This window comes from Limnofasciculus baicalensis BBK-W-15 (assembly GCF_024178385.1).
GTDB lineage: Bacteria > Cyanobacteriota > Cyanobacteriia > Cyanobacteriales > Coleofasciculaceae > Limnofasciculus > Limnofasciculus baicalensis.
In genome coordinates this window covers 1-19,990 of the sequence record NZ_JAMZMM010000009.1, presented here as the reverse complement: position 1 = coordinate 19,990, position 19,990 = coordinate 1, and the positions used below count along the sequence as shown (strand labels likewise).

The 19,990-nt window shown below is 41.6% G+C and carries 27 protein-coding genes and 1 pseudogene; 14 read left to right on the top strand and 14 right to left on the bottom strand.

What is annotated here, in order from left to right:
- Positions 1-60: 60 nt before the first annotated feature.
- Positions 61-1,152, bottom strand: coding sequence for a hypothetical protein (locus tag NJ959_RS01875; RefSeq protein WP_254010039.1), 1,092 nt, complete (start codon positions 1,150-1,152; stop codon positions 61-63).
- Positions 1,153-2,011: 859 nt separating this feature from the next.
- Between NJ959_RS01875 and NJ959_RS01870 the strand changes: the two genes are divergently transcribed.
- Entirely contained in the window at positions 2,012-3,049 is a 1,038-nt protein-coding gene (locus NJ959_RS01870; protein WP_254010038.1) for an Hpt domain-containing protein, read from the top strand.
- A gap of 60 nt (positions 3,050-3,109) precedes the next feature.
- On the opposite strand, the gene NJ959_RS01865 is transcribed toward NJ959_RS01870, so the two are convergent.
- The gene (locus NJ959_RS01865; RefSeq protein ID WP_254010037.1) at positions 3,110-3,622 is read right to left on the bottom strand and encodes a DUF937 domain-containing protein; all 513 of its coding nucleotides are present in this window, start codon (positions 3,620-3,622) and stop codon (positions 3,110-3,112) included.
- A 325-nt stretch (positions 3,623-3,947) separates the two neighbouring features.
- On the opposite strand from NJ959_RS01865, the gene NJ959_RS01860 reads away from it, so the two are divergent.
- The 3 genes from NJ959_RS01860 to NJ959_RS01850 all read left to right on the top strand — a co-directional run bounded on the left by NJ959_RS01860 (position 3,948) and on the right by NJ959_RS01850 (position 6,747).
- Positions 3,948-5,513 carry a YcjF family protein gene (locus NJ959_RS01860; RefSeq protein ID WP_254010036.1) on the top strand — a complete coding sequence of 522 codons (1,566 nt, stop codon included), beginning with the start codon at positions 3,948-3,950 and terminating at the stop codon, positions 5,511-5,513.
- Between the two features lies 1 nt (position 5,514).
- Positions 5,515-6,099: a hypothetical protein gene (locus tag NJ959_RS01855; protein ID WP_254010035.1), complete on the top strand. Its 585-nt coding sequence runs from the start codon at positions 5,515-5,517 to the stop codon at positions 6,097-6,099.
- 204 nt (positions 6,100-6,303) lie between these two features.
- A complete protein-coding gene (locus NJ959_RS01850) occupies positions 6,304-6,747 on the top strand; it encodes a DUF29 domain-containing protein (RefSeq protein WP_254010034.1) in 444 nt (147 codons plus the stop codon).
- Between the two features lie 74 nt (positions 6,748-6,821).
- Here the strand turns inward: NJ959_RS01850 and NJ959_RS01845 are convergent, their stop codons facing one another.
- The 4 genes from NJ959_RS01845 to NJ959_RS01830 form a co-directional block, all read right to left on the bottom strand.
- On the bottom strand, positions 6,822-7,253 hold the full coding sequence (locus NJ959_RS01845; RefSeq protein ID WP_254010033.1) for an HNH endonuclease: 432 nt from the start codon (positions 7,251-7,253) through the stop codon (positions 6,822-6,824).
- Entirely contained in the window at positions 7,253-7,624 is a 372-nt protein-coding gene (locus tag NJ959_RS01840; RefSeq protein WP_254010032.1) for a hypothetical protein, read from the bottom strand. Before NJ959_RS01840 ends, NJ959_RS01845 begins: the two co-directional genes overlap by 1 nt.
- A gap of 117 nt (positions 7,625-7,741) precedes the next feature.
- Positions 7,742-8,119: a Uma2 family endonuclease gene (locus NJ959_RS01835; protein WP_254010031.1), complete on the bottom strand. Its 378-nt coding sequence runs from the start codon at positions 8,117-8,119 to the stop codon at positions 7,742-7,744.
- A gap of 186 nt (positions 8,120-8,305) precedes the next feature.
- Entirely contained in the window at positions 8,306-8,476 is a 171-nt protein-coding gene (locus NJ959_RS01830; RefSeq protein ID WP_254010030.1) for a hypothetical protein, read from the bottom strand.
- Positions 8,477-8,624: 148 nt separating this feature from the next.
- Here NJ959_RS01830 and NJ959_RS01825 point away from each other — a divergent pair, with 148 nt between their 5' ends.
- The 4 genes from NJ959_RS01825 (at position 8,625) to NJ959_RS01810 (ending at position 12,752) form a co-directional block, all read left to right on the top strand.
- Positions 8,625-10,940 (top strand): lytic transglycosylase domain-containing protein, encoded by a 2,316-nt coding sequence (locus NJ959_RS01825; RefSeq protein ID WP_254010029.1) that lies wholly within the window; start codon positions 8,625-8,627, stop codon positions 10,938-10,940.
- Positions 10,937-11,917 (top strand): ABC transporter ATP-binding protein, encoded by a 981-nt coding sequence (locus NJ959_RS01820; protein WP_254010028.1) that lies wholly within the window; start codon positions 10,937-10,939, stop codon positions 11,915-11,917. Before NJ959_RS01825 ends, NJ959_RS01820 begins: the two co-directional genes overlap by 4 nt.
- Positions 11,918-12,164: 247 nt before the next feature.
- Positions 12,165-12,455, top strand: a complete 291-nt coding sequence (locus tag NJ959_RS01815; RefSeq protein ID WP_254010027.1) for a type II toxin-antitoxin system RelE/ParE family toxin — start codon at positions 12,165-12,167, stop codon at positions 12,453-12,455.
- Between the two features lie 9 nt (positions 12,456-12,464).
- Positions 12,465-12,752, top strand: a complete 288-nt coding sequence (locus NJ959_RS01810; RefSeq protein WP_256528524.1) for an addiction module antidote protein — start codon at positions 12,465-12,467, stop codon at positions 12,750-12,752.
- A 142-nt stretch (positions 12,753-12,894) separates the two neighbouring features.
- Here the strand turns inward: NJ959_RS01810 and NJ959_RS01805 are convergent, their stop codons facing one another.
- The 5 genes and pseudogenes from NJ959_RS01805 to NJ959_RS01785 form a co-directional block, all read right to left on the bottom strand.
- Positions 12,895-13,419, bottom strand: coding sequence for a helix-turn-helix domain-containing protein (locus NJ959_RS01805; protein ID WP_254010026.1), 525 nt, complete (start codon positions 13,417-13,419; stop codon positions 12,895-12,897).
- Positions 13,416-13,679: a DUF6932 family protein gene (locus NJ959_RS01800; RefSeq protein WP_254010025.1), complete on the bottom strand. Its 264-nt coding sequence runs from the start codon at positions 13,677-13,679 to the stop codon at positions 13,416-13,418. The genes NJ959_RS01805 and NJ959_RS01800 overlap by 4 nt, the downstream gene beginning before the upstream one ends.
- Positions 13,675-13,815 (bottom strand): annotated as a pseudogene (locus tag NJ959_RS01795) (DUF5615 family PIN-like protein); the annotation flags it as partial. The pseudogene NJ959_RS01795 and the gene NJ959_RS01800, both read right to left, overlap by 5 nt.
- The gene (locus tag NJ959_RS01790; protein ID WP_254010024.1) at positions 13,770-14,024 is read right to left on the bottom strand and encodes a hypothetical protein; all 255 of its coding nucleotides are present in this window, start codon (positions 14,022-14,024) and stop codon (positions 13,770-13,772) included. The gene NJ959_RS01790 and the pseudogene NJ959_RS01795, both read right to left, overlap by 46 nt.
- A 103-nt stretch (positions 14,025-14,127) precedes the next feature.
- Positions 14,128-14,286: a hypothetical protein gene (locus tag NJ959_RS01785; protein ID WP_254010023.1), complete on the bottom strand. Its 159-nt coding sequence runs from the start codon at positions 14,284-14,286 to the stop codon at positions 14,128-14,130.
- Between NJ959_RS01785 and NJ959_RS01780 the strand changes: the two genes are divergently transcribed.
- The 4 genes from NJ959_RS01780 (at position 14,285) to NJ959_RS01765 (ending at position 17,597) form a co-directional block, all read left to right on the top strand.
- On the top strand, positions 14,285-14,527 hold the full coding sequence (locus NJ959_RS01780) for a hypothetical protein (RefSeq protein ID WP_254010022.1): 243 nt from the start codon (positions 14,285-14,287) through the stop codon (positions 14,525-14,527). The genes NJ959_RS01785 and NJ959_RS01780 overlap by 2 nt on opposite strands.
- Positions 14,527-14,970: a type II toxin-antitoxin system VapC family toxin gene (locus NJ959_RS01775; protein ID WP_254010021.1), complete on the top strand. Its 444-nt coding sequence runs from the start codon at positions 14,527-14,529 to the stop codon at positions 14,968-14,970. The genes NJ959_RS01780 and NJ959_RS01775 overlap by 1 nt, the downstream gene beginning before the upstream one ends.
- A 305-nt stretch (positions 14,971-15,275) precedes the next feature.
- A complete protein-coding gene (ilvB, locus tag NJ959_RS01770) occupies positions 15,276-17,135 on the top strand; it encodes a biosynthetic-type acetolactate synthase large subunit (protein ID WP_309242534.1) in 1,860 nt (619 codons plus the stop codon).
- Between the two features lie 192 nt (positions 17,136-17,327).
- Positions 17,328-17,597 carry a hypothetical protein gene (locus NJ959_RS01765; protein WP_254010020.1) on the top strand — a complete coding sequence of 90 codons (270 nt, stop codon included), beginning with the start codon at positions 17,328-17,330 and terminating at the stop codon, positions 17,595-17,597.
- Between the two features lie 220 nt (positions 17,598-17,817).
- Here NJ959_RS01765 and NJ959_RS01760 read toward each other — a convergent pair whose 3' ends face one another.
- Positions 17,818-18,087: a type II toxin-antitoxin system Phd/YefM family antitoxin gene (locus NJ959_RS01760; RefSeq protein WP_254010019.1), complete on the bottom strand. Its 270-nt coding sequence runs from the start codon at positions 18,085-18,087 to the stop codon at positions 17,818-17,820.
- 28 nt (positions 18,088-18,115) lie between these two features.
- Between NJ959_RS01760 and NJ959_RS01755 the strand changes: the two genes are divergently transcribed.
- Together NJ959_RS01755 and NJ959_RS01750 are read left to right on the top strand one after the other, a co-directional pair.
- Complete coding sequence (locus NJ959_RS01755; RefSeq protein ID WP_254010018.1) at positions 18,116-18,355, top strand: C39 family peptidase; 240 nt, start codon at positions 18,116-18,118, stop codon at positions 18,353-18,355.
- On the top strand, positions 18,352-18,651 hold the full coding sequence (locus NJ959_RS01750) for a hypothetical protein (protein WP_254010017.1): 300 nt from the start codon (positions 18,352-18,354) through the stop codon (positions 18,649-18,651). Before NJ959_RS01755 ends, NJ959_RS01750 begins: the two co-directional genes overlap by 4 nt.
- A 247-nt stretch (positions 18,652-18,898) precedes the next feature.
- Here NJ959_RS01750 and NJ959_RS01745 read toward each other — a convergent pair whose 3' ends face one another.
- Positions 18,899-19,144 carry a hypothetical protein gene (locus NJ959_RS01745; RefSeq protein ID WP_254010016.1) on the bottom strand — a complete coding sequence of 82 codons (246 nt, stop codon included), beginning with the start codon at positions 19,142-19,144 and terminating at the stop codon, positions 18,899-18,901.
- Between the two features lie 148 nt (positions 19,145-19,292).
- Positions 19,293-19,990 (bottom strand): sensor histidine kinase (locus NJ959_RS01740; RefSeq protein ID WP_254010015.1); only part of this gene is annotated, 698 nt, incomplete at its 5' end.

Below are 19,990 nucleotides of genomic sequence, written 5' to 3'. Positions count from 1 at the left end.
TAGTGGTTGATCAAAAAAATAATTCTCCCAACGCCAAGAGAGTAACAGATTGCCTATCTATTACTTTCCCAAAGCATCAAACACCTCACCCGAAAACATCTCCGTCAAAATGCGCAGATAAGGTAAAAAGATTGCCATATCTTCAGGAGATAGAGAATTGTACATTTCCCAACCGATAATTTTTAACATCTCTTGTACCAGTCCCCAGGTTACCCCCAACCGAGGATATAACATAACACAAAGGGGGAAAAGTTCTCGCTGTACCGAACAAATGTCATTTTCCAAAACGCATAAGCAGAGATAAATCTGAAACATTTCCACATCGCGAATGGTGGCAATTCTCACCGTAGACTCGCTAAGGAAACCGCTGTAGGTTTTATGATTAGGGTTGAGACGGCAAACTTGTTGGGAAACCGAAATAGCAATTTTAGTAATAATCGGGAGAAAATGCTGAACAGCAGCTAGAATTGGAGAATTATCGGGATGATTGCCAGCAGCTTCGTAGGCAGCATGGAGAGGAATATACATGTGATCGTCCATAACCTTGAGGTAAGGTTTCCACAATTGCTGTTCCCCAGGAGAAAGCCAAGTCAATAACTTTTCCCCAGTATAGTGAAACTGCATACTCACAAAGCCAATGGCACGGCGATCGACACAAGTATATTTATGTCGCACTTTACCAAAATCTTTCCCGACAATTACAGATAAGCGACGTGGCGTACATTCCTCGCCATAAGCTGCGAGGGTTTTTTGAAAGAGATGGCGAGTATCGGCAGCAATCTCCAAGGGATTAACTAAGTCAGGGTTAACTTTATGTCGTCGCAATTCTTTTCCTAACAAAATTTCTGTTTGAGTCCAAGCTTGTGCGCTGGCTAAGGTGAGATTTTCCATCAGTTTCTCGGCAGTCTGCTTCCTACCTTCTACAGATGTAACATCTTTGAGATTATGAGAATTTTTTAGTGGGGATGACTCATCTTTTCCCTCCACTGACACCAGATATTTCTTTGCCCAGAGAACAGCTAAAGAATGGACATTTGATGTAGAGGATTGGGAGGAAGATGGTGCAGATGAAGGATTGCCAAGTGGATACTTCGATCTTGAATTATGAGAAGAACGATCTTCAGTCGCCGTTGATATTAATGAGTGCGCCATAGTAAAAACCTACCGTAAAAATATTTTCTATTCGGAATCTTTGCAGGTATAAATAACACCAATTCAGTTATTATAAGAACCTTGTTTTTGTTTGAAAAAAGACTAATGTTTTATTAGCTTAACTCAGAAAAATGTTTTTTTATCTATAACTGAAAGGTGTTTCCCGTTGGGGAATTGAAAGGGCAACTACGCAGGAGATATTCCTACCTCTGTTGTGAGATTTGGCATTTTCGCGTAAGTCTTAAGTAGAGCCGATTTGGGGTTATACACTGTCTTCCTTTTCAGGGTAAGTTGCGATACCGACTCAACTCGGAACTTCCATTTGTCATATTCTGACTTTTTTTGTAACCCACCCTATCATAAAGTCATAAATTTTAAAGAAACTCAACATTTCTTATAAATCAAGAGGGATCGAAGAGTCACTACTCTCAAAGCATTGTCGCGCTTAGGTTTAGCGCCTCTCAACTATGTTAGGCTCGAGGAGATTGGCTCTCCAAGGCTCCAGCGCAGCGATCTGGATCGCACTAGAACTGTTATCTCACTCATTGACCCACAAAACAAGCAGTTTTCCCTTGTATTAACGATAAACAGTGCCTGACCTGCTGTAAAATTAGTAATATAGCAATTAGCGATTAGCAATTAGCAGTTTTATCAATATTTCAGGTGACAACTACGAACTGAAGTGAACTTGATAGTCTAAAATAAAGAGTCTAATTGCTCGATATGGCTGCCACCAGCAGTGCCTACTGCAAGCCTCGCTAAGTCAAGCGGTGCTAAAGTGCGCGATATCGCAAACATCTCCAGTGGCAGTCATTGTAGGTATCGTTGTACACAATCGTTTTGAGTAGGGAAAACTACCGTGGATGCGGGGAATCAGCGGATTTTAGGCTATTTTATCGAAGAAGCGAAAGAACACCTCGACACCATCGAAAAAGGGCTATTAGATTTGCCTACGGTTGTCAAAGATCCGGAGACGGTGAATGAAATGTTCCGCGCCGCCCATTCGGTTAAAGGCGGTGCGGCGATGCTGGGCTTTGGTAGTATTCAAAAGACGGCACACCGATTAGAGGATGGTTTTAAAATCCTTAAGGAGAACGATCTCAACGTCGATCGCAAGCTGGAAACGTTATTCTTACAGAGTTACGACATCCTCAAAGATTTGATCGAGCAACTGCAAGGACCATTTGGCTTGCGGGAAGACGAAGCCCAGAAAGTTGTGCAAGCCGCAGAGCCGAATTTTATCCAATTGCAGAATTATCTGGAACACCTCGTTAGTGGTGAGGGCACTCCTGATACAACCGCCCCTACCTCCCCTCAACCAGGGAAAGCCCAAAGCAAGCTTCCTGACAACTTTGCCCCTGAAGTGACGGGTATTCTCAAACAAATGTTGCAGTTGTTTAAACAAGAAGATACACCAACGAATCGCCAACAAATTCAGGAATACTGTAAGCGTTTAGCACTGATGGGAGGAGGGAGTGAATTGTGGCAAGGGTTACTTAAAACCTGCTATCACGCGATCGCAAACCGAAATAATTCCTATCAAACCTTAGCACCGCTAGTAATTAAAGAGGTCAAGCTAGCTAGCGATCAATTACAACAAGGTAAAGGAAATGCGATCGCGCCTAGTCCAAATTTACAACAACTGACGATCGTAGCACCACCTCCCCAACCTCCGGCTAAACCTGCTACTGAAACTTCTGCTAAACCTCCGGCTAAACTTGCTACTGAAACTTCTGCTAAACCTCCGGCTAAACCTGCTAGTGAAGCTACTACTAAACAGATTAAGATTCCAGTGGAACCAAAAGGGGCTGCTAAGGCAATTATCAAAGCCTTTAACAAGAAACAAATCATGCAACTTGTTAAGTTACTCCATGCTCACGCGAAGGCACAGGAATAAAGTTTCCGGAGGCTTTTCGCTTCGATTTAGGTGGAACAGGCGAGATGCCTGTTCTACCATTTAACGACTAAGATGACGAGATGCTAACTGCATCGCGTCAAACATATCAACATCACCATCCCCATCTGCATCTAAAAAGCTATTGAGAACAGAATTACCACCGCTAGTATCTGCACCAGTTTTCAGGAAATTGAGGACGACGGGAACTAAGGTAGGCAACATAGCTTGAATCATGGTGGCATTCATGCCTGTTTTGCTTTCAATTTCGCCAATAAGCTGCTGAAGCTGAGGTGCGCTGAAGAGCATTTGCACTACTTGATTGTTAGGATTAGTACCACCAAATTGATTGACAATTCCTTGGGCTACTGCATCTCCCTCATTATTCCGCTTTTCTTGAAGTGCGCCTCGCACATAATTGCCTACAATAGAAACAGCAGAGCCTACTGCACCTGAATCGGTTTGGTGGTTGCCACTTAGTTGCTGCACTGTATCGAGAATATTACCAAGCTGATTAGTACTACCCTCCTGAGTGGGATTAGTAACTGCGCCTAAAATTTGGTTGAACAGACTCATAGAATTTTTTGCTCCAAGAAAAACAATTTGTGAAGTATCAAGTATCAAGTATCAAGTATGAAGTGTGAAAGAGCAACAGTAATCTGGTGAGATATCCCCTGTATCAAGCTTACTCAAACTTCCTCAAACAATTCCAGTTGTCTATAAGAAGTAGAAATTTTTATTCACTCGTCATCCTTTATTCTTCATCCTTTATTATTATCCTTTATCCTTCATCCTTTATCATTATCCCTAAAACCATCTACATTTAGGATAATTTTGTATAATAATCTACAAGTTCTTGCACTCAGTTGTCAACCCCAGTTTGTGGAAACAAGATGGAATCATGCCCCTCCCTCGCCTATTAACGCTTATTATTGGTCTTAGCCTAATTCTGGGGTTAATGCTTTGGCTGATTGATTCCCTCCATCGGCTATATATCCAAATTTCCTTTACAGCTCCCCTCCTGGCTAATTTCCTCCTGTTATTCATTATTGCCCTACTGGGGGTGTTAATTTTTGCCTTTATTTATTATACGGGATTGTTCGGACGGATTCAGAAGGGTTCGACTCAGCGTCGCCTTAGCCCAAAAGTTCCTCAAGTCAAGGCGGAGGCGGCATCAGAAACACTGAAAGCTGTACGTCAGCAAGTCAAGCAGATTCAGGATGAAGTAGCACGACAAGAACTTTTGAGTCGTTCGCGAGAGATTGAGGCTATTTTAGCGCGTGGTGAACTACAGGTGGTAGTATTCGGGACAGGTTCTGCTGGGAAAACCTCTCTGGTGAATGCACTAATTGGGCGGATGGTGGGTAAAGTGGGTGCTAGTATGGGGACGACTGCAGCCGGAGAAACTTATAGTTTAAAGCTTAAGGGATTGAATCGCCAGATTCTCATTACTGATACACCGGGAATTTTAGAGGTGGGGGTAGTGGGTACTGAAAGAGAGCAATTAGCCCGACAGTTAGCGACAGAGGCAGATTTATTATTATTTGTCGTAGATAATGATATCCGAAAATCGGAATATGAACCATTACGGAGATTAGCAGAAATTGGCAAGAGATCGATCCTTGTCCTCAATAAAAGCGATCTCTATAATGATGAAGATAAAGAAATTATTTTAGCCAGATTGCGGCAACGGGTGCGGGGTTTTATTGCGGCAATGGATGTCGTTGCGATCGCAGCTAATCCAGATTCCCGACTTCTTGAAGAAGTTGGGGATCTCGAACCTGATGTAATGCCTTTAATCCGTCGTCTTGCGGCCGTTTTGCGTGCTGAGGGAGAAGATTTGGTTGCTGATAACATTTTACTCCAATCTCAGCGTTTGGGCGAGGCTGCCCGCCGCCTAATTGATAATCAGCGGCGACGACAGGCAGAGAAAGTGGTGGAAAGGTTTCAGTGGATTGGCGCGGGGGTAATTGCTGTTACGCCTTTACCTGTAATAGATTTACTGGCAACTGCTGCTGTTAATGCCCAAATGGTGGTAGAAATTGGCAGGATTTATGGTTGTGAACTAAATATGGAAAGAGGGAGGGAACTTGCTCTATCTTTGGGCAAAACTCTTGCCAGTTTAGGGATTGTTAAGGGTGCGATTGAACTTATTTCTACAGCCTTACAATTAAATGTGGCAACTTATTTAGTTGGTAAAGCGATTCAAGGGGTTACAGCCGCTTATTTAACTCGGATTGCTGGTAAAAGTTTTATTGAATATTTTCGCCACGATCAAGATTGGGGAGATGGGGGGATGACGGAAGTGGTACAGCGACAGTTTCAGCTTAATCGTAGGGATGAGTTTATTAAAGCATTTGTCACAGATGCAATTGCGCGGGTGGTTAAGCCTTTGAAAGACAAAGAAGAAGTGAATGAGGAAGAGGAAGCGGATGGAGTTAAGGAGTATCAGAATAAAGATAATTAAAATGCCATACAGATACTACGAAGCAACCCATCACCAACTCAATCCCAAACTTGGAGAATATACTCGTCTGGAATGGGCTGAAGGAATTCCAGTTAAGGGAGAATGTGTAGCAATTGGCCGTGATAGAAGTTGGGAGGTTGTCGCTATTGATGAGTTTCGCTTAGAGGCACAAACTCAACCGGAATTTGAAACGGATTCGGTTGTATTTCTGAATCACTGTGGTTTGGTAGGAGAGGTTTTACCTCAGCGGTTGGATTGGGTTAGGATTAAGATGTTTAAAGATAATCCTCTTACTATTCTTCAAATTTCCGTTTCTGATAATGGAGAGATGATTCAATCTTCTATCCATTTCTACGGTAAGAAAGTTAGGGTGGGAGCTTATTTGAGAGAGTACGATTACTCAAAGCGTGAGTTTATCAAATTGCCTTGGCGAGTATCGCGTATAGATAGTTATTTACCGGAAGCTAATCAAAATCCTGATTATTGTTATGCAGCGATTCATATTGCTCATTGTGTCAGGGTTTCATTGATTGATGGTAATTCTCAATCTGACAGCAGAATTCTCGCAGTGGGTAGGGTGGGTTAGGCGTGCCTACTTGTTAACCTGCTTATAATATTTGACCTTTGTTGAGGTGAGTGATAGAATAATAGTCATAGATCGGGATCGTCCGGATCTATGACTATTATTCAAAGACAGAAGATCATTTAGTATTTTAATTTAATGGACAGATGAGTTAAGGATAGATTTACAGAATAACTTAAAACAAAAAAGTGACAGGAGGAGAAGATCGTGTCATTCACCCGATACGAAACAGATCATCATCAATGGATTAAAGAAACAGTCAACCAATTAAGAGAACGAAATTTCGATCGGGTTGACTGGGATAATTTAATAGAAGAGTTAGAGAGTATGGGTAAAAGCGATAGACGGGCGGTGTTAAGTCTGTTAACCCGTTTATTAGAACATCTGCTTAAATTATGTTATTGGGAAGTTGAAAAAGAATATTCTGGAAATCATTGGGCTGCTGAAATTGTCAATTTTCGCGCTCAAATTCAAGATCGTTTAGAAGATAGTCCAAGTTTAAAAAATGAACTGGAAGGAATGTATGCCAAAGCATATCCTGTAGCGGTTAAGTCTGTTTCTAAGCTCTTTGCAATCCCCCAGAATGCTCATATTTCCTTAAAAAAAGCCCTTGATGAAGATTGGTTTGGAGAAATTTATAATCAATCTTGATAAGCTAATAACTCCTGATATTCAGATTCAGTTAAATTATCCCACTCGGAGCGCGATGCCTTAATTACTAAATTTTACACTTCAGGTGGCGGATGTAAACCAGCTTTGACTAACAAATCTCTTAAATTAACTAATCCCATTCTATTTAATTTAAGTGCTGTTACTGTCGCTCTCCCACAAGGGGTTATCCCCCTAATTTCCAGGAAATTTTCACTCCAACTAAAATGTTCGCTCCAGACTTGCTGACGCGGATTAAATAAAGTTACTTCTGTGCTGGTTTCAGGATCAATTGCCATAAATTTTGTATGTTTAACGCTATTACAACCATGACATGACAAAGCTAAATTATCTAAAGTTGTTTCTCCGCCAGATTGAGATGGTTTAATATGATCTACAGTAAAATAACCAGGCGAATATTGACTAGAAATACGACAATATTCACAGTAACTTTTCGCTCTCTCTGTTACTAAACGCTTAAGACTAGCTGTTATTCTTTCTGATGACATTAGTTGATTGACTCCTCACTAGGAGTTAATTTTTGGTAGAAAGCTTGCCAAGTCATATTTTTAATTTCTGCTAGCTGTATAATTGCTTCTAATCTCGCCACGTTTTGATTTTCTAACCAATCTTCATAAGCTAATAACTCCTGATATTCAGATTCAGTTAAATTATCCCACTCGCAACGCTCTCGCAAGCAATCTAATTTTTGCTGATCCTCCGGTGGCAAAGCTCGATCAATAATTTGTAACAAAGCCGTTTCTCTTTCAAATTGTGCCTGTAAAGCTTCTAACAATTCTACGGCTTTATCCAAAACTTCAGGAGGGAATTTGGTGACTAATTCTATAGCCTTACTCCGCTTTTCCATTGCTACACTCATAATCAATATCCTTTTTTAGATTAATGAAAAATATCTGCCATTGTTAGGCAATCATTTTCCCTAGGCATATCCCAATATTTCTAGAAAATCTTGATGAGATTGAGTCGAGACTTCTTGCTAGAGTAAATCTATAACTCTCGCTAAATCTCCGGCTAATAAAGCGCTTATATCCAACCATAGCCCTGGGAAGACTTCAATTGCATCGGGTTGCGGCTCGTTATCGGCATTAAGGCGAAGTGTTGTGTTATCGAGTGCTTCCACACCTGGCGTAGCTGCTTCACAAGCAACTAGCCAACCCATAATGGCTCCATGGGGTTTGCCGTGACTTTTTGCGCATACCGGAGATGCCATATAAACCACTCCTTCAATTAATTCGGCTTTTTTAACTTCAGCCATTGCCTCGTAACGACGCTCAAACTCAGCACGGGTAAGCTTATCGCCGTTTTCTAAAGGAGGAATCGTTAAAGGAGAAGAAATTGTTGAGGAGGGAATCATAGTTTGAGGGTAAGGGATGTTCCAGGATAGGTTGGGCGATGTTCTATAATAGGCTGGGCAATAGGCTGGGCGAGGCTCTAGAATAGGCTAGGTGAAAGTACTTAGACACCACCAATGGTAGTAAGCATCAATTAAATTGATGGCATAGTTTCAATTCGATCCCCATTTGTGGGAGAATGTTGACGATCAGTCGATCGTTACTTGATGAGTCACTATAACTGATGTTTCAATCTGACTGACTGGAGCTGGGATCATCTCACCCCGGAAATCCAAAATCTGGACGAGGAGGAGATACGCGATCGCTAAAATGAGGGAAATTGCACCTGTGATAATAGCAACAATTTTAGAACGGTTCATTTTTGTACTTGGTAATGGCTAACTACTAATTCCTAACAGCTCATGGCTAATTAGTTTTTCTCTAATTTTTTTCTCTAATTTTTTTACTTTCAAGTTGTTTTACTAGCTGCCATTAGTTATTACCGATTGTGCATCACCAGGAGATTTTATGAGGAAAACACGTCAAATTTTTGTTCCCCACAGTTTATCAAGGCGGAAGCAAAGGAAAACACTAATAGCAGTGGTTGCTGGGATTGGACTTTGTACGCTGTTGTTAGGAGGAACTATCCTAGCGAGGAACTATAATCTTGGTTCGGTTGCTGGTTGGCTACCTTTCTTGAACTATAATTCGATTAAACCAGAAGATCGGGGTAACACGCCAACTCTTAGACTCGTTTCTTTACCTGCTGCTCAGAGAGCCGAGCAACTTAAAGCGATCGCAAAAGGCGAAAAATCCCTCGAAAGATCCCGCGCTCGTTATATTTTAGCCGCAGATGCTATCGCTGCCAAGCAAGGTAAAGAGGCACTGACATGGTTGGATGGTTTAGATAAAGATTATCCTATTCTATCAGGTTATATTACACTTCAGAAAGCTAGATCTTACGAACTTATAGGCGACAAAAGCCAAGCTTTGGCAGCTTGGCAAGATTTGTTAAAACATCATAGCAATAAACCAGTAGCCGCAGAAGCTTTATATGCCCTTGCTGCCAAAACTTCTAAATATCTGGATTCTACTCTCACTGCCTCTACAAATCAGTCGGGTGTGATGGAAAAATTTCAGCATTTTTCTGCTATCTCGCCCAAAGATCCGAAATACTGGGAAAACGCGATCGCGAAATACCCCTCTCATCCCCTCATTCTAGAATTAGCCAAGGCAAAAATCGAGAAAGATCCAGCTCAACCGGAACTAATGTCGATCTTAACTCGCTATGCCTTCGATCAACCAAAAATCACTAAGATACTCGATCAGTTCGTTGCCCAATATGGTAAAACTGGTGAAGATAAAGACAAGGCAATTATTTCACCAAAAGATTGGGAAGCCATTGCAATTGGTTACTGGAAAGCCAAAAAATACGGGCAAGCTAGTGCCGCCTATGCCAAAACTGAACCCACATCCCGCCATGCTTACTTAGCTGCATTAGGACTAGAATATGCCGAAAAGCGAGGTGAGGCTAAACTAGCTTACCAAAAAGTAGTGGAGGAATTTCCCAGAGCCACAGAAAGCTTTGATGCCCTGGTAAAAATTGCTAAAATAGAACCGGATATTGAAGCTGTTCCTTATTTAGATCAAGCCATAGATCGATTTCCCGATCGCGCAGGTGAAGCAGTTATAGTTAAAGCAGAAACCCTAGAGCGTCTTTCCAGTCAACAAGCAGCCGAGGTAGCTCGTGAATTACTCCTAACTAAGTATAGCAAATCGCCAGCAGGTGCTGCCTATCAGTGGAAACTTGCTCGTGCCAAAGCAGCAGGAGGAGATCCAAAATCTGCATTACAATTAGCCCAAACCATTACTAAAAATAACCCCGATAGTTTTTTAGCACGTCAGGCAGGATATTGGGCGGGGAAATGGGCGAATAAACTAGGACAAAAACAGGAAGCTAAAGCCGCTTTCGAGCAAGTTATCGCCAATCATCCCCAATCTTACTATGCTTGGCGATCGGCAGTACAACTCGGTTGGCAAGTAGGAGATTTCAGTACAGTACGCCAGATTAATCCTAAAATAGTATCACCACCAACCCGCCCTATTTTACCTCTTGGATCTGAAACTTTAAAAGAATTGTATCAACTAGGTCAAGATCGAGATGCTTGGATGCTTTGGCAAGCCGAATTTACCAATAGGATTAAGCCCACCGTTACCGAAGAGTTTACCGATGGCTTACTCCGGATAGCCAGCGGCGATTACCTGGAGGGAATTTCCACCATCGCCAGTTTGGAGGATAGGGAAACACCCCAAGAAAAAGCCGAATACGAGAAACTGCAAAAAACACCAACTTACTGGTATGCTTTATATCCATTACCTTTTATGGATGCGATCGCAAATTATTCAAAACAACACCATCTCAACCCCCTCCTCACCATTGCCCTGATTCGCCAAGAGTCTCGCTTTGAGTCAGATATTCGTTCCTCGGCAGGTGCAGTTGGCTTAATGCAGATGATGCCTACCACAGGTGAATTAGTTGCCAAAAATATCAAATTGGCGCAATATAAATTAGACAACCCCAACGATAATATCAAATTGGGGACTTGGCTTCTAGCAGATTTGCTGCAAAGCCATAACAATAACTCCGCCCTAGCAGTTGCCAGTTATAATGCTGGCTCTGGGAATACAGGGCAATGGCTGGCAGGAAAAGGAGCAATTGATACCGATGAATTTGTGGAATCTATTCCCTTTCCAGAAACCCAAGATTATGTGAAGCAGGTGTTTGGTAATTATTGGAATTACTTGCGGCTTTACAATCCTCAAATTGCTGCGAAAATCAAATGAATTCTACTGTCAATTCAGCGTCTGCACTAACTGTTATAGATAGAATACCTGTAATTCAGACTTTAGAATTACAGAAAGTCTACCGCACAGGATTCTGGCTCAATCAAAAAATTGAATCTCTCAAAAGCTTCTCCCTCACCGTCTATCAGGGAGAAACCTTTGGCTTACTTGGCCCAAATGGTGCAGGAAAAACTACATTATTAAAAACATTATTAGGGATAGTTAGCCCTACTGCTGGAAGAGGGTGGTTATTGGGTAAACCCATAGGAAATACTTCAGTTAAGCAACGAATCGGCTATTTGCCAGAAAATGCCTATTTCTACGATTATCTGACGGGATGGGAATTTTTGGAACTAGTGGCTGACTTATTCCAAATTCCTGCCAGCGTAAAGCGCCAACGTATCCCGCAGTTATTGGAATTAGTCGGATTATCTCAAGAAACAGGGCGCAAAAAGCAACTGCGGCAATATTCTAAAGGGATGCTTCAGCGTATCGGTTTGGCACAAGCTCTAATTAACGATCCAGAATTGATATTTCTTGATGAACCTATGTCAGGATTAGATCCAATCGGACGCTATCAAATACGGGAGATTATCCTTTCCCTACAAGAGCAAGGGAAAACAATATTCTTCAATAGCCATATTTTATCAGATGTGGAGATGATTTGCGATCGCATTGCCATCTTAGCTGAGGGCGAATTAATCTGTATGGGTTCCCTGGATCAACTTCTGGGTAAGGCTAATCGCTATCAGGTGAGGGGCAAAGGTGGTAATATAGATATCCTGAATCGTTGGATCGAGGATTTGGCATTCGATGAAGATGTTTGGCATGGTCAATTAAAGGGCGAACCTCAAGAGTTTCTTGGTAGTCTGAGGTTAATGGGGGCACAGCTTATTGGGATTAACTTGGCGCGTGTCTCTTTGGAAGAATTTTTTATGAATCAGTTACAGAGACGGGGAATTAAGTCTAGTCAGTAGTTATTGATTATTGGTTATTGGTTATTGGTTATTGGTTATTGGTTATTGGTTATTGGTTATTGGTTGTTGGTTATTGGTTATTGGTTATTGGTTATTGGTTGTTGGTTAGGAATAGCTCTGCTTACCTCTTTTTAGTGCCAAAGTAAATTAATAATAATTAAGCTGATTTTAAGGGAGCTACTCTTAATTAATACTTTCTGTTGTCTGCTTGTATCCCAGTTGTCTTGTATCCCGGAGGATACAAGACATGATTGAAATTCGTAAGACGGAAATCTATTCCCGATGGTTTAACTCCTTGCGGGATAGGCAAGCTAGGGCGCGTATCGATATTCGCATTCGTCGTTTATCGATGGGCAACCCTGGTGACGTGAAGCCAGTGGGAAAAGGTGTATCAGAAGTGCGTATTGACTATGGCCCAGGGTATCGAGTGTATTTCGTACAATCCGGGGATACATTGATTGTCTTACTTGCAGGAGGGGACAAACGTACCCAAGAGCGGGATATAAAGACAGCCTTAGATTTAGCGGAGAAATTATAGGAGATCGTTATGACCAAAATTCAAACTTATCCCTGGGATGCAGCGGATCACATGGAAACTAGAGATGATATGGCTGCATATCTCGAAGCAGCACTTGAAGATGGCGATCCCGCCCTAGTCGTCGCTGCATTAGGAGATATTGCTCGCTCCAAGGGAATGACACATATCGCTCGTGAAACGGGGCTTGGGCGCGAGAGTCTTTATAAGGCGTTATCGATTGAAGGCAATCCAGAATTTGCTACAATTCTCAAGGTTGTCCAGGCACTTGGTTTGCGTCTGCGAGTTACTTCAATTTGACATCTCCCATTGCGTAACACCGGGTTGGTGCGGAGGGACAAGAAATCTGAAGACTCAGTTCAAGGCTACCAGCCGCCGCACAACTTCAATGTTAGCTCGCACTGACAGATGTTACCCAACCTCTTGGTCAAATTACAACTCTTTAAGATCTTGTACTTGCCATCTTCATTTTTTCTCTTCTTTTTCGCCATCTTTTGGCTATTTTTTTACCTGTCTCTATTTCCTCAAAATTTACCCATATCGCTGTATTTCTAAACTCTATACCTAAAGCTGCACTAATTTCCAGCATTTCTCCAAAACTAGCACATTCATATCTTTTATCTTCACATTGCTTAATCCTTCCTGAGTCAAAACCTACAATTTCTGCTAGTTCTTCGTGGCTAATTTTGGCTGCCATCCGAGCTTTAATTAAAGCCTCTGCCAGTTCAGAAAATTTTTTAACTTCAATTTCTATTGGCTGGCTGCAATCGCAATTAATCAGTCTTTCATATTCAGCTATTTCTTTTTCTAACTCCTCCAGATGATAGAGTAACACACTTAGATTTGATTCCCATCTGCTCAAATCATTTCTTTTCCATTCTTCATCTTGCCCCATCGCCGATATAGATCTTTTAAACTTTTCTGCCCATTCTTGACTATATTTATATTCTGATTCATTTTTGATCATGGTGACCACCTCAGTAAGTCTATAGCTATGATTCCTTTTCTGTTTTGCTGTCTATCAGTTTGAAAAAACTCGAAAGAATTTTCCCCATAATTACCTACAGGTTGATCTGAGGGGAAAATCTCTCCTCTATACTTAGCTTTTTGGGCATCACGATTGGCATAATTGAATAATCTAGGAGCGTTTACTCTCAGATTTTCAAAATCTACAGTTTCCGGATCGTAGCAAGCATCAAAATCTTTAGGTTTAGTTTCACTTAGCAAAAGCTAAAACATCCGAGTCAGAAATTCCTTGATTAGCTTTGCCTGCTTCTTGAACAGTTAACACATCATGACCCAAATTTCGCAGTAATTCTACAACAGGATAGGGGTATTGTTCATCGGCATAGAGACGTGCCATCCGTTATGCTTCTGTTCCTCCAATAGCTTCGTTAATTTATGAGCAGCTTCCGGGGAATTATAGGGTGACCAAACTCGATAAACTGCTCCATTTTCTGGCGAAGTTAAACCTTCTTCTTTAGCCATTTCCGCTACCAAAAATTGCAGCAAACGCAACTTATCGTGGCGGGATAAATCTCGCAGCATTGGTAATAATTCAGTCAGAATCATAAAAACAAATATTTGGCGTTATTATAGTAGTATAGTCAGAATTTTCTCTTTCATCCACTTGGGGAACCTCTGTCGTTGTCACCCGCAACCAACGAGACTTTGGTCAAGTTCCGGGACTTTCACTCGAAGATTGGACGCTGTAGTGACTCTGGGATGAAAGAGCGAATGCCAAAAGCACGGGGATGCGATCGCCTAAAATGAAAGAGTAAATGCCAAAAGCAAGCGGATGCGATCGCCCATAAGCGACAAGATACACGATCATGACTCTCAAAGAACAACTCCTCCAAGCAATCGAAGCTTTGCCCAATACAAGGCTTGCTGAAGCCCTCTCCTTCCTGAAATCTCTCACCACGAAACCTTCGATCCCAACTGCTAAATCCTTCCTCACCCACCTCAAGACAATCGGCACTTGGTCAGGCGATGACTTCCAAGAATGTTTAGAAGCTGTCCAAAACTCAGGCGGCGAAGCACAATTTGACTACAGCCCCAATCCCTTTGAGTAATGTTTCTCCTCGACACCAACCATTGTAGCTATGCCATACTAGGCAAGACTCAAGTACTCGAACACCTTGCCAGCCTTGGGGATTCCTCAATCGCTACCTGCACCATTGTTAAGGGTGAACTGATTGACATGGCGGCGAGATCCCAACAACGACAGGCTAATCTTGCCCTAGTTCAACGCTTCCTACTTGGGCTATACATCTATCCCATCGACGAAACCACCGCCGAAATTTACGGTAACCTCAAAGCGGCAGTTTTCGATCGCTACGCCCCAAAAGACAAAGCCCAACGCCGTCAAACCAACATCACTCAATTGGGCATCGGCGAAAACGATCTGTGGATTGCCGCAGTTGCCATCCAGCATCAACTTACCCTAGTCACAAGCGATCGAGACTTCCAGCGCATTCAAGCAGTTGAGCCATTCGACTTGGAATCCTGGATCTGAAAGATCCCCAAAGAAACGAGAGCGCCTACTTAATCTAATTTACAGCCAACAAACCCGACATATTCAGCACTTTTTCCGACTAAATCTTTGCTGCTTCCGCCACTCTCATTCGTTGTTCCGCATTCGCCCAAATCCTTGTCTAAGAATACTGCAAAAGGTAAGATAGACCATCACAATCCTAAATCCGCTCTAGACAGAAATCCCCATTATCCTATAAAATAAAGGGTTATCCGCAGCCCGAGCAAGTATTTTAGATAAATATCGGATCGTATAAAAACCTTTAGTTCTTTAGTGAGGTAATCAGAGTGCGTTCTCAAACCATCGCCAAAAAAGAAGTCCAACAGAAGATGAGTACTCCGAAATCAGGCGCTTTTGCCTTAATGGATAGTCTCAAACGTCACGGTGTCGAGCATATTTTCGGCTATCCCGGTGGCGCTATCCTGCCGATTTATGACGAATTGTACCGCTGGGAAGCCCGTGGCGAAATTCAGCATATCTTAGTCAGACACGAGCAAGGGGCAGCTCATGCTGCTGACGGTTATGCTCGTGCTACTGGTAAAGTGGGAGTATGTTTCGGGACATCGGGTCCCGGTGCAACTAATTTAGTCACGGGTATTGCTACCGCCCACATGGATTCGATTCCCATGGTAATTATTACAGGTCAAGTGCCACGGGCGGCAATTGGTTCCGATGCTTTTCAGGAAACTGATATTTATGGGATTACGTTACCAATTGTTAAGCATTCTTATGTGGTGCGGGACCCCAAGGATATGGCATGGATTATAGCAGAAGCTTTCCACATTGCTAGCACTGGTCGTCCTGGTCCGGTTTTAGTTGATATTCCCAAGGATGTGGGATTGGAAGAATTTGATTATGTCCCTGTGGAACCCGGTACTGTTAAGTTAGCAGGTTATCGTCCGACAGTTAAGGGGAATCCTCGCCAAATTAATCAGGCGCTCAATTTGATTCGGGAATCAAAGCGACCTTTATTATATGTGGGAGGTGGCGCGATCGCATCGGCTGCCCATGATGAGTTACAACAATTAGCCGAAATATTCCAAATTCCGGTAACGACAACTTTAATGGGTAAGGGGGCATTTGATGAAAATCATCCTCTATCTGTAAGTATGTTGGGTATGCACGGGACAGCTTATGCTAACTTTGCTGTAACTGAGTGCGATTTGCTCATCGCTGTGGGTGCGCGTTTTGATGACCGAGTTACAGGTAAACTAGATACATTCGCCAGCCATGCCCAAGTAATTCATATTGATATTGACCCCGCAGAAGTAGGGAAAAATCGCGCCCCCCAAGTACCCATTGTGGGAGATGTGAAGTTAGTATTGAATGATTTGTTGCGCCGCTATGAGGAACAAGGAATTCCTGCCCAACCACAACAAACTAAAGAGTGGTTAGCCCGAATTAACCGTTGGCGTGAAGAATATCCCTTACAAGTTTCTCACTATCCCGATCGCATTTCTCCCCAAGAAGTGGTGGTAGAGTTACACCGTCAAGCGCCCAATGCTTACTATACTACCGATGTCGGTCAACATCAAATGTGGGCTGCCCAATTCCTGAAAAATGGACCCCGCCGCTGGATTTCTAGCGGTGGTTTGGGCACGATGGGTTACGGTATGCCCGCAGCCATGGGTGTGAAGGTGGCGCTACCAAATGAACAGGTAATTTGTGTGGCGGGCGATGCTTCAATTCAAATGAATATTCAGGAATTGGGAACCCTTGCACATTATGGGATTAATGTCAAGACAGTGATTCTGAATAATGGTTGGCTAGGGATGGTACGTCAGTGGCAAGAAGCATTTTACGGGGAACGGTATTCTTCCTCCGATATGGAAGTAGGGATGCCGGATTTTGTGAAATTAGCCGAGGCTTATGGTGTCAAGGGGATGCAAGTGACAAACCCGGAGCAATTGGAGGATGCGATCGCAGAAATTCTCGCACATGATGGTCCTGTTTTGGCAGATATCCGGGTAAATAAGGATGAAAATTGTTATCCGATGGTTGCACCGGGTAAGAGTAATGCCCAAATGATTGGTTTGCCGGAACGTCCGAAAAGTGACATAGTAGCTGAGATAATCTATTGCAGTAATTGTGGGGCGAAGACTATTTCTACTCATAATTTCTGTCCGGAATGTGGGACGAAACTTTGATGGAAATTAAGTAGATAGGGGGTGTTTTCTTTCCCCAGTCAGGGCGAAGCATTCGGATATAAATACTATCGTTTTTGGAATAGGTTATCGCCCGAATGCTTCGCCCCTACAATAGTTAAAAATATCCACAACTGATGCAGCATACAGGATATTACGCACCCTATATTAATTAACTTAGATTGAGAGAAAATAATGAAAACACAATTAATTGCTAAAGTAACCCCTGATGGCAAATTAGAGATTCCGTCAGAAATTTTAGCACAATTACAACCATTAACTGAATATAAGATTTCAGTTACAGAAGGAGCTATTATTTTTGAAAAAATTACCAAGCCAAGAATTGATTTAGATAAATTTCTTCAAGAAATTGATGAACTAGAACCTGATCCGGAACAACCGACACTTCAAGAAATCAGTGAAATTGTCAAAGAAGTGAGACAAGAGTTATGGGGTAAAAAATGAGAGTTGTTCTTGATGTTAACGTTTGGATTTCAGCTTTACTGTGGGGAGGCATTCCTGCGCAACTTCTGCATTTAGCTAAAAGTCAACAGATTACTATTTAATAATTCCCCTGCAAAGAAAAGAGCTTGTTTACTAGTAGCTTAATAGCCAAAGGAATTAACTCAATTTCATATTCCATAAGTTAGCTCTCGCGGCATTTTCTAGTTAACTTATCAATAATTCACTCCCATCCTAACTGGATGATAGCATCTGACAAACTTACTCTTTTCCCTTGTCGATCTTCTGCAATTCCGGCTATCAGTTGCTCCTTAAATTCCCGATCCGACAAAATATCAATAGTTTCTAACAGAGAAACATATTGTGCATAGCTAATAGCCACCATAACAGGTTGCCCTCGCTCCGTAATAATTACAGGCATCGCCTCCCAAACAGGAGTACCCACAGATGCCAGCACCATTGCCCGTGCCCTAAATACTCTCGATCCTGACACTTCTAGACTTTGGGGTGGTGGAGAATTAGTGATACCTGGCGCAACACCGTCTCAAGTGGTTGATGCTTTAAACACCAAAGGCTCATGGTCTGCGGTACTATGGGAGATAGGAGGGCGATTTGGTCATATTGTTGTGGTTGATGGTATTGATGAAACCGGAAAAGTTAAGATTCGAGATCCACAGGGTAAAGGCACAAAATATAAAATGGAGAAAGATGAATTTTTGCGATACTGGAATCAACAAGGCGTTTATCTAAGGAAAGCATGAAAGTACAAATCCTAACCATAAAACCAACCAAAATATCGAAAATATTCGATGTCATAGTTTTAATTGGAAACCAAGAATATCAGTTTCCGATAACAGTCGAAATAGATACCATTGCCGATCGAGAAATCCAAATTATTAATGGCAATAATATTTTTTCGGAAACCTTCAGGTTTAATCAGGGAATTGCCTCTAATATTTGTAAGTTAGTTGCCAAATTTTATAACAGTCAGATGGTAGAATTACCAGTAGAAATCGGGGAATTTTATCCAGGTAAATTAGAAGCTGTTAAGGTATAATACCTTTATTACTTGACCAATTTACTCTTTTAGCTTGTCGAGAGGAGAAAACCATGGACATTACCATCCCCGATAAGATTCTAACATTTACTAATTGAAATGTGGATTGAAGATCTTTATATTTATCAAATCAAGTTATTTTTTTCAGTAACAAAGTTAGTTTAATAGAAATAACAATTCACCTACAGCCAGTGCCCTACCATCTTAATCGATTAACTTGGCTGTTGAGTTTATACTTGAGAAGGATTTAACTTAATTTCCCAGCAATCTCAGCAGTAATCGCATTCCATACATAAGTTAACCCTGTCAAAGATAACAACTGCGTCTGAGCAATCACGTAATCAGCTAAATTACTGTTAGCAGATATTAGCATCAATCCTGATTCTCTACCCAGCAACTTCTCAATAAGTTCGGCTTTTTCATTTAATGATAAGGTTTCCGCAGCTTGCCACAGGAAATCAACGTTATGAGATTTAGTATTGATTGAAATCATCTCAGTTGTATACATTTCATTATATCCTTAAACAACTGCTGTGATTATAGAATAGATTTCTTTGGCTTTGTAACCGTAAATTTACTGATACGGTAACTTGACTCTACAATTCTCCTCCGTAGAGTTGGGAGTTTTCCCCAATATCCTATTATCTTAAAGCGTTCATCACGATCCCTTCCTTGACTAAACTAGATAATATCGGCAGAGTGACGACAAACTCAGTACCTTCACCCAATTCAGAAATTACCTCAATTTTCCCGCCATGTTTCTCAATAATTTGATAGGAAATAGCCAGCCCCATACCAGTGCCTTCTCCAATCGGCTTCGTGGTAAAAAATGGATCAAATATTTTGTCTTTTATTTCTGGATGGATGCCTAAACCATTGTCTCGAATCCTCACTTGAATTTGGTCGTTTTCAATAGGGTTAGTTTGAATTAAAATTTGCTTGGATAATTTTGTGGAATTAGTTAATAGTTGATCAATTGCATTGTTGATGATATTCATAAATAGTTGATTAAGCTGGGCTGGATAGCACTCAATTAACGGCAAATTACCATACTGCTTCAGTAGTTCAATCTTTGGGTTCAATTGGGACATCAGAATTAAAATAGTATTATCAATTCCATCGTGAATATCAACCTTTTTTATTTCCGACTCATCAAGACGGGAAAAGTTACGCAAGGATAGAATAATTTTCTGAATGCGCTCCGTGCCAAATTCCATAGAAGCTAGAATTTTTAATAAATCTTCGCTAATAAATTCTAGTTCAATATTCTCTATTTTTGTTTCAATTTCAGGCAAGGGATGGGGGTAGTGTTTTTGATAAAGATTTAATAATTCTAAGA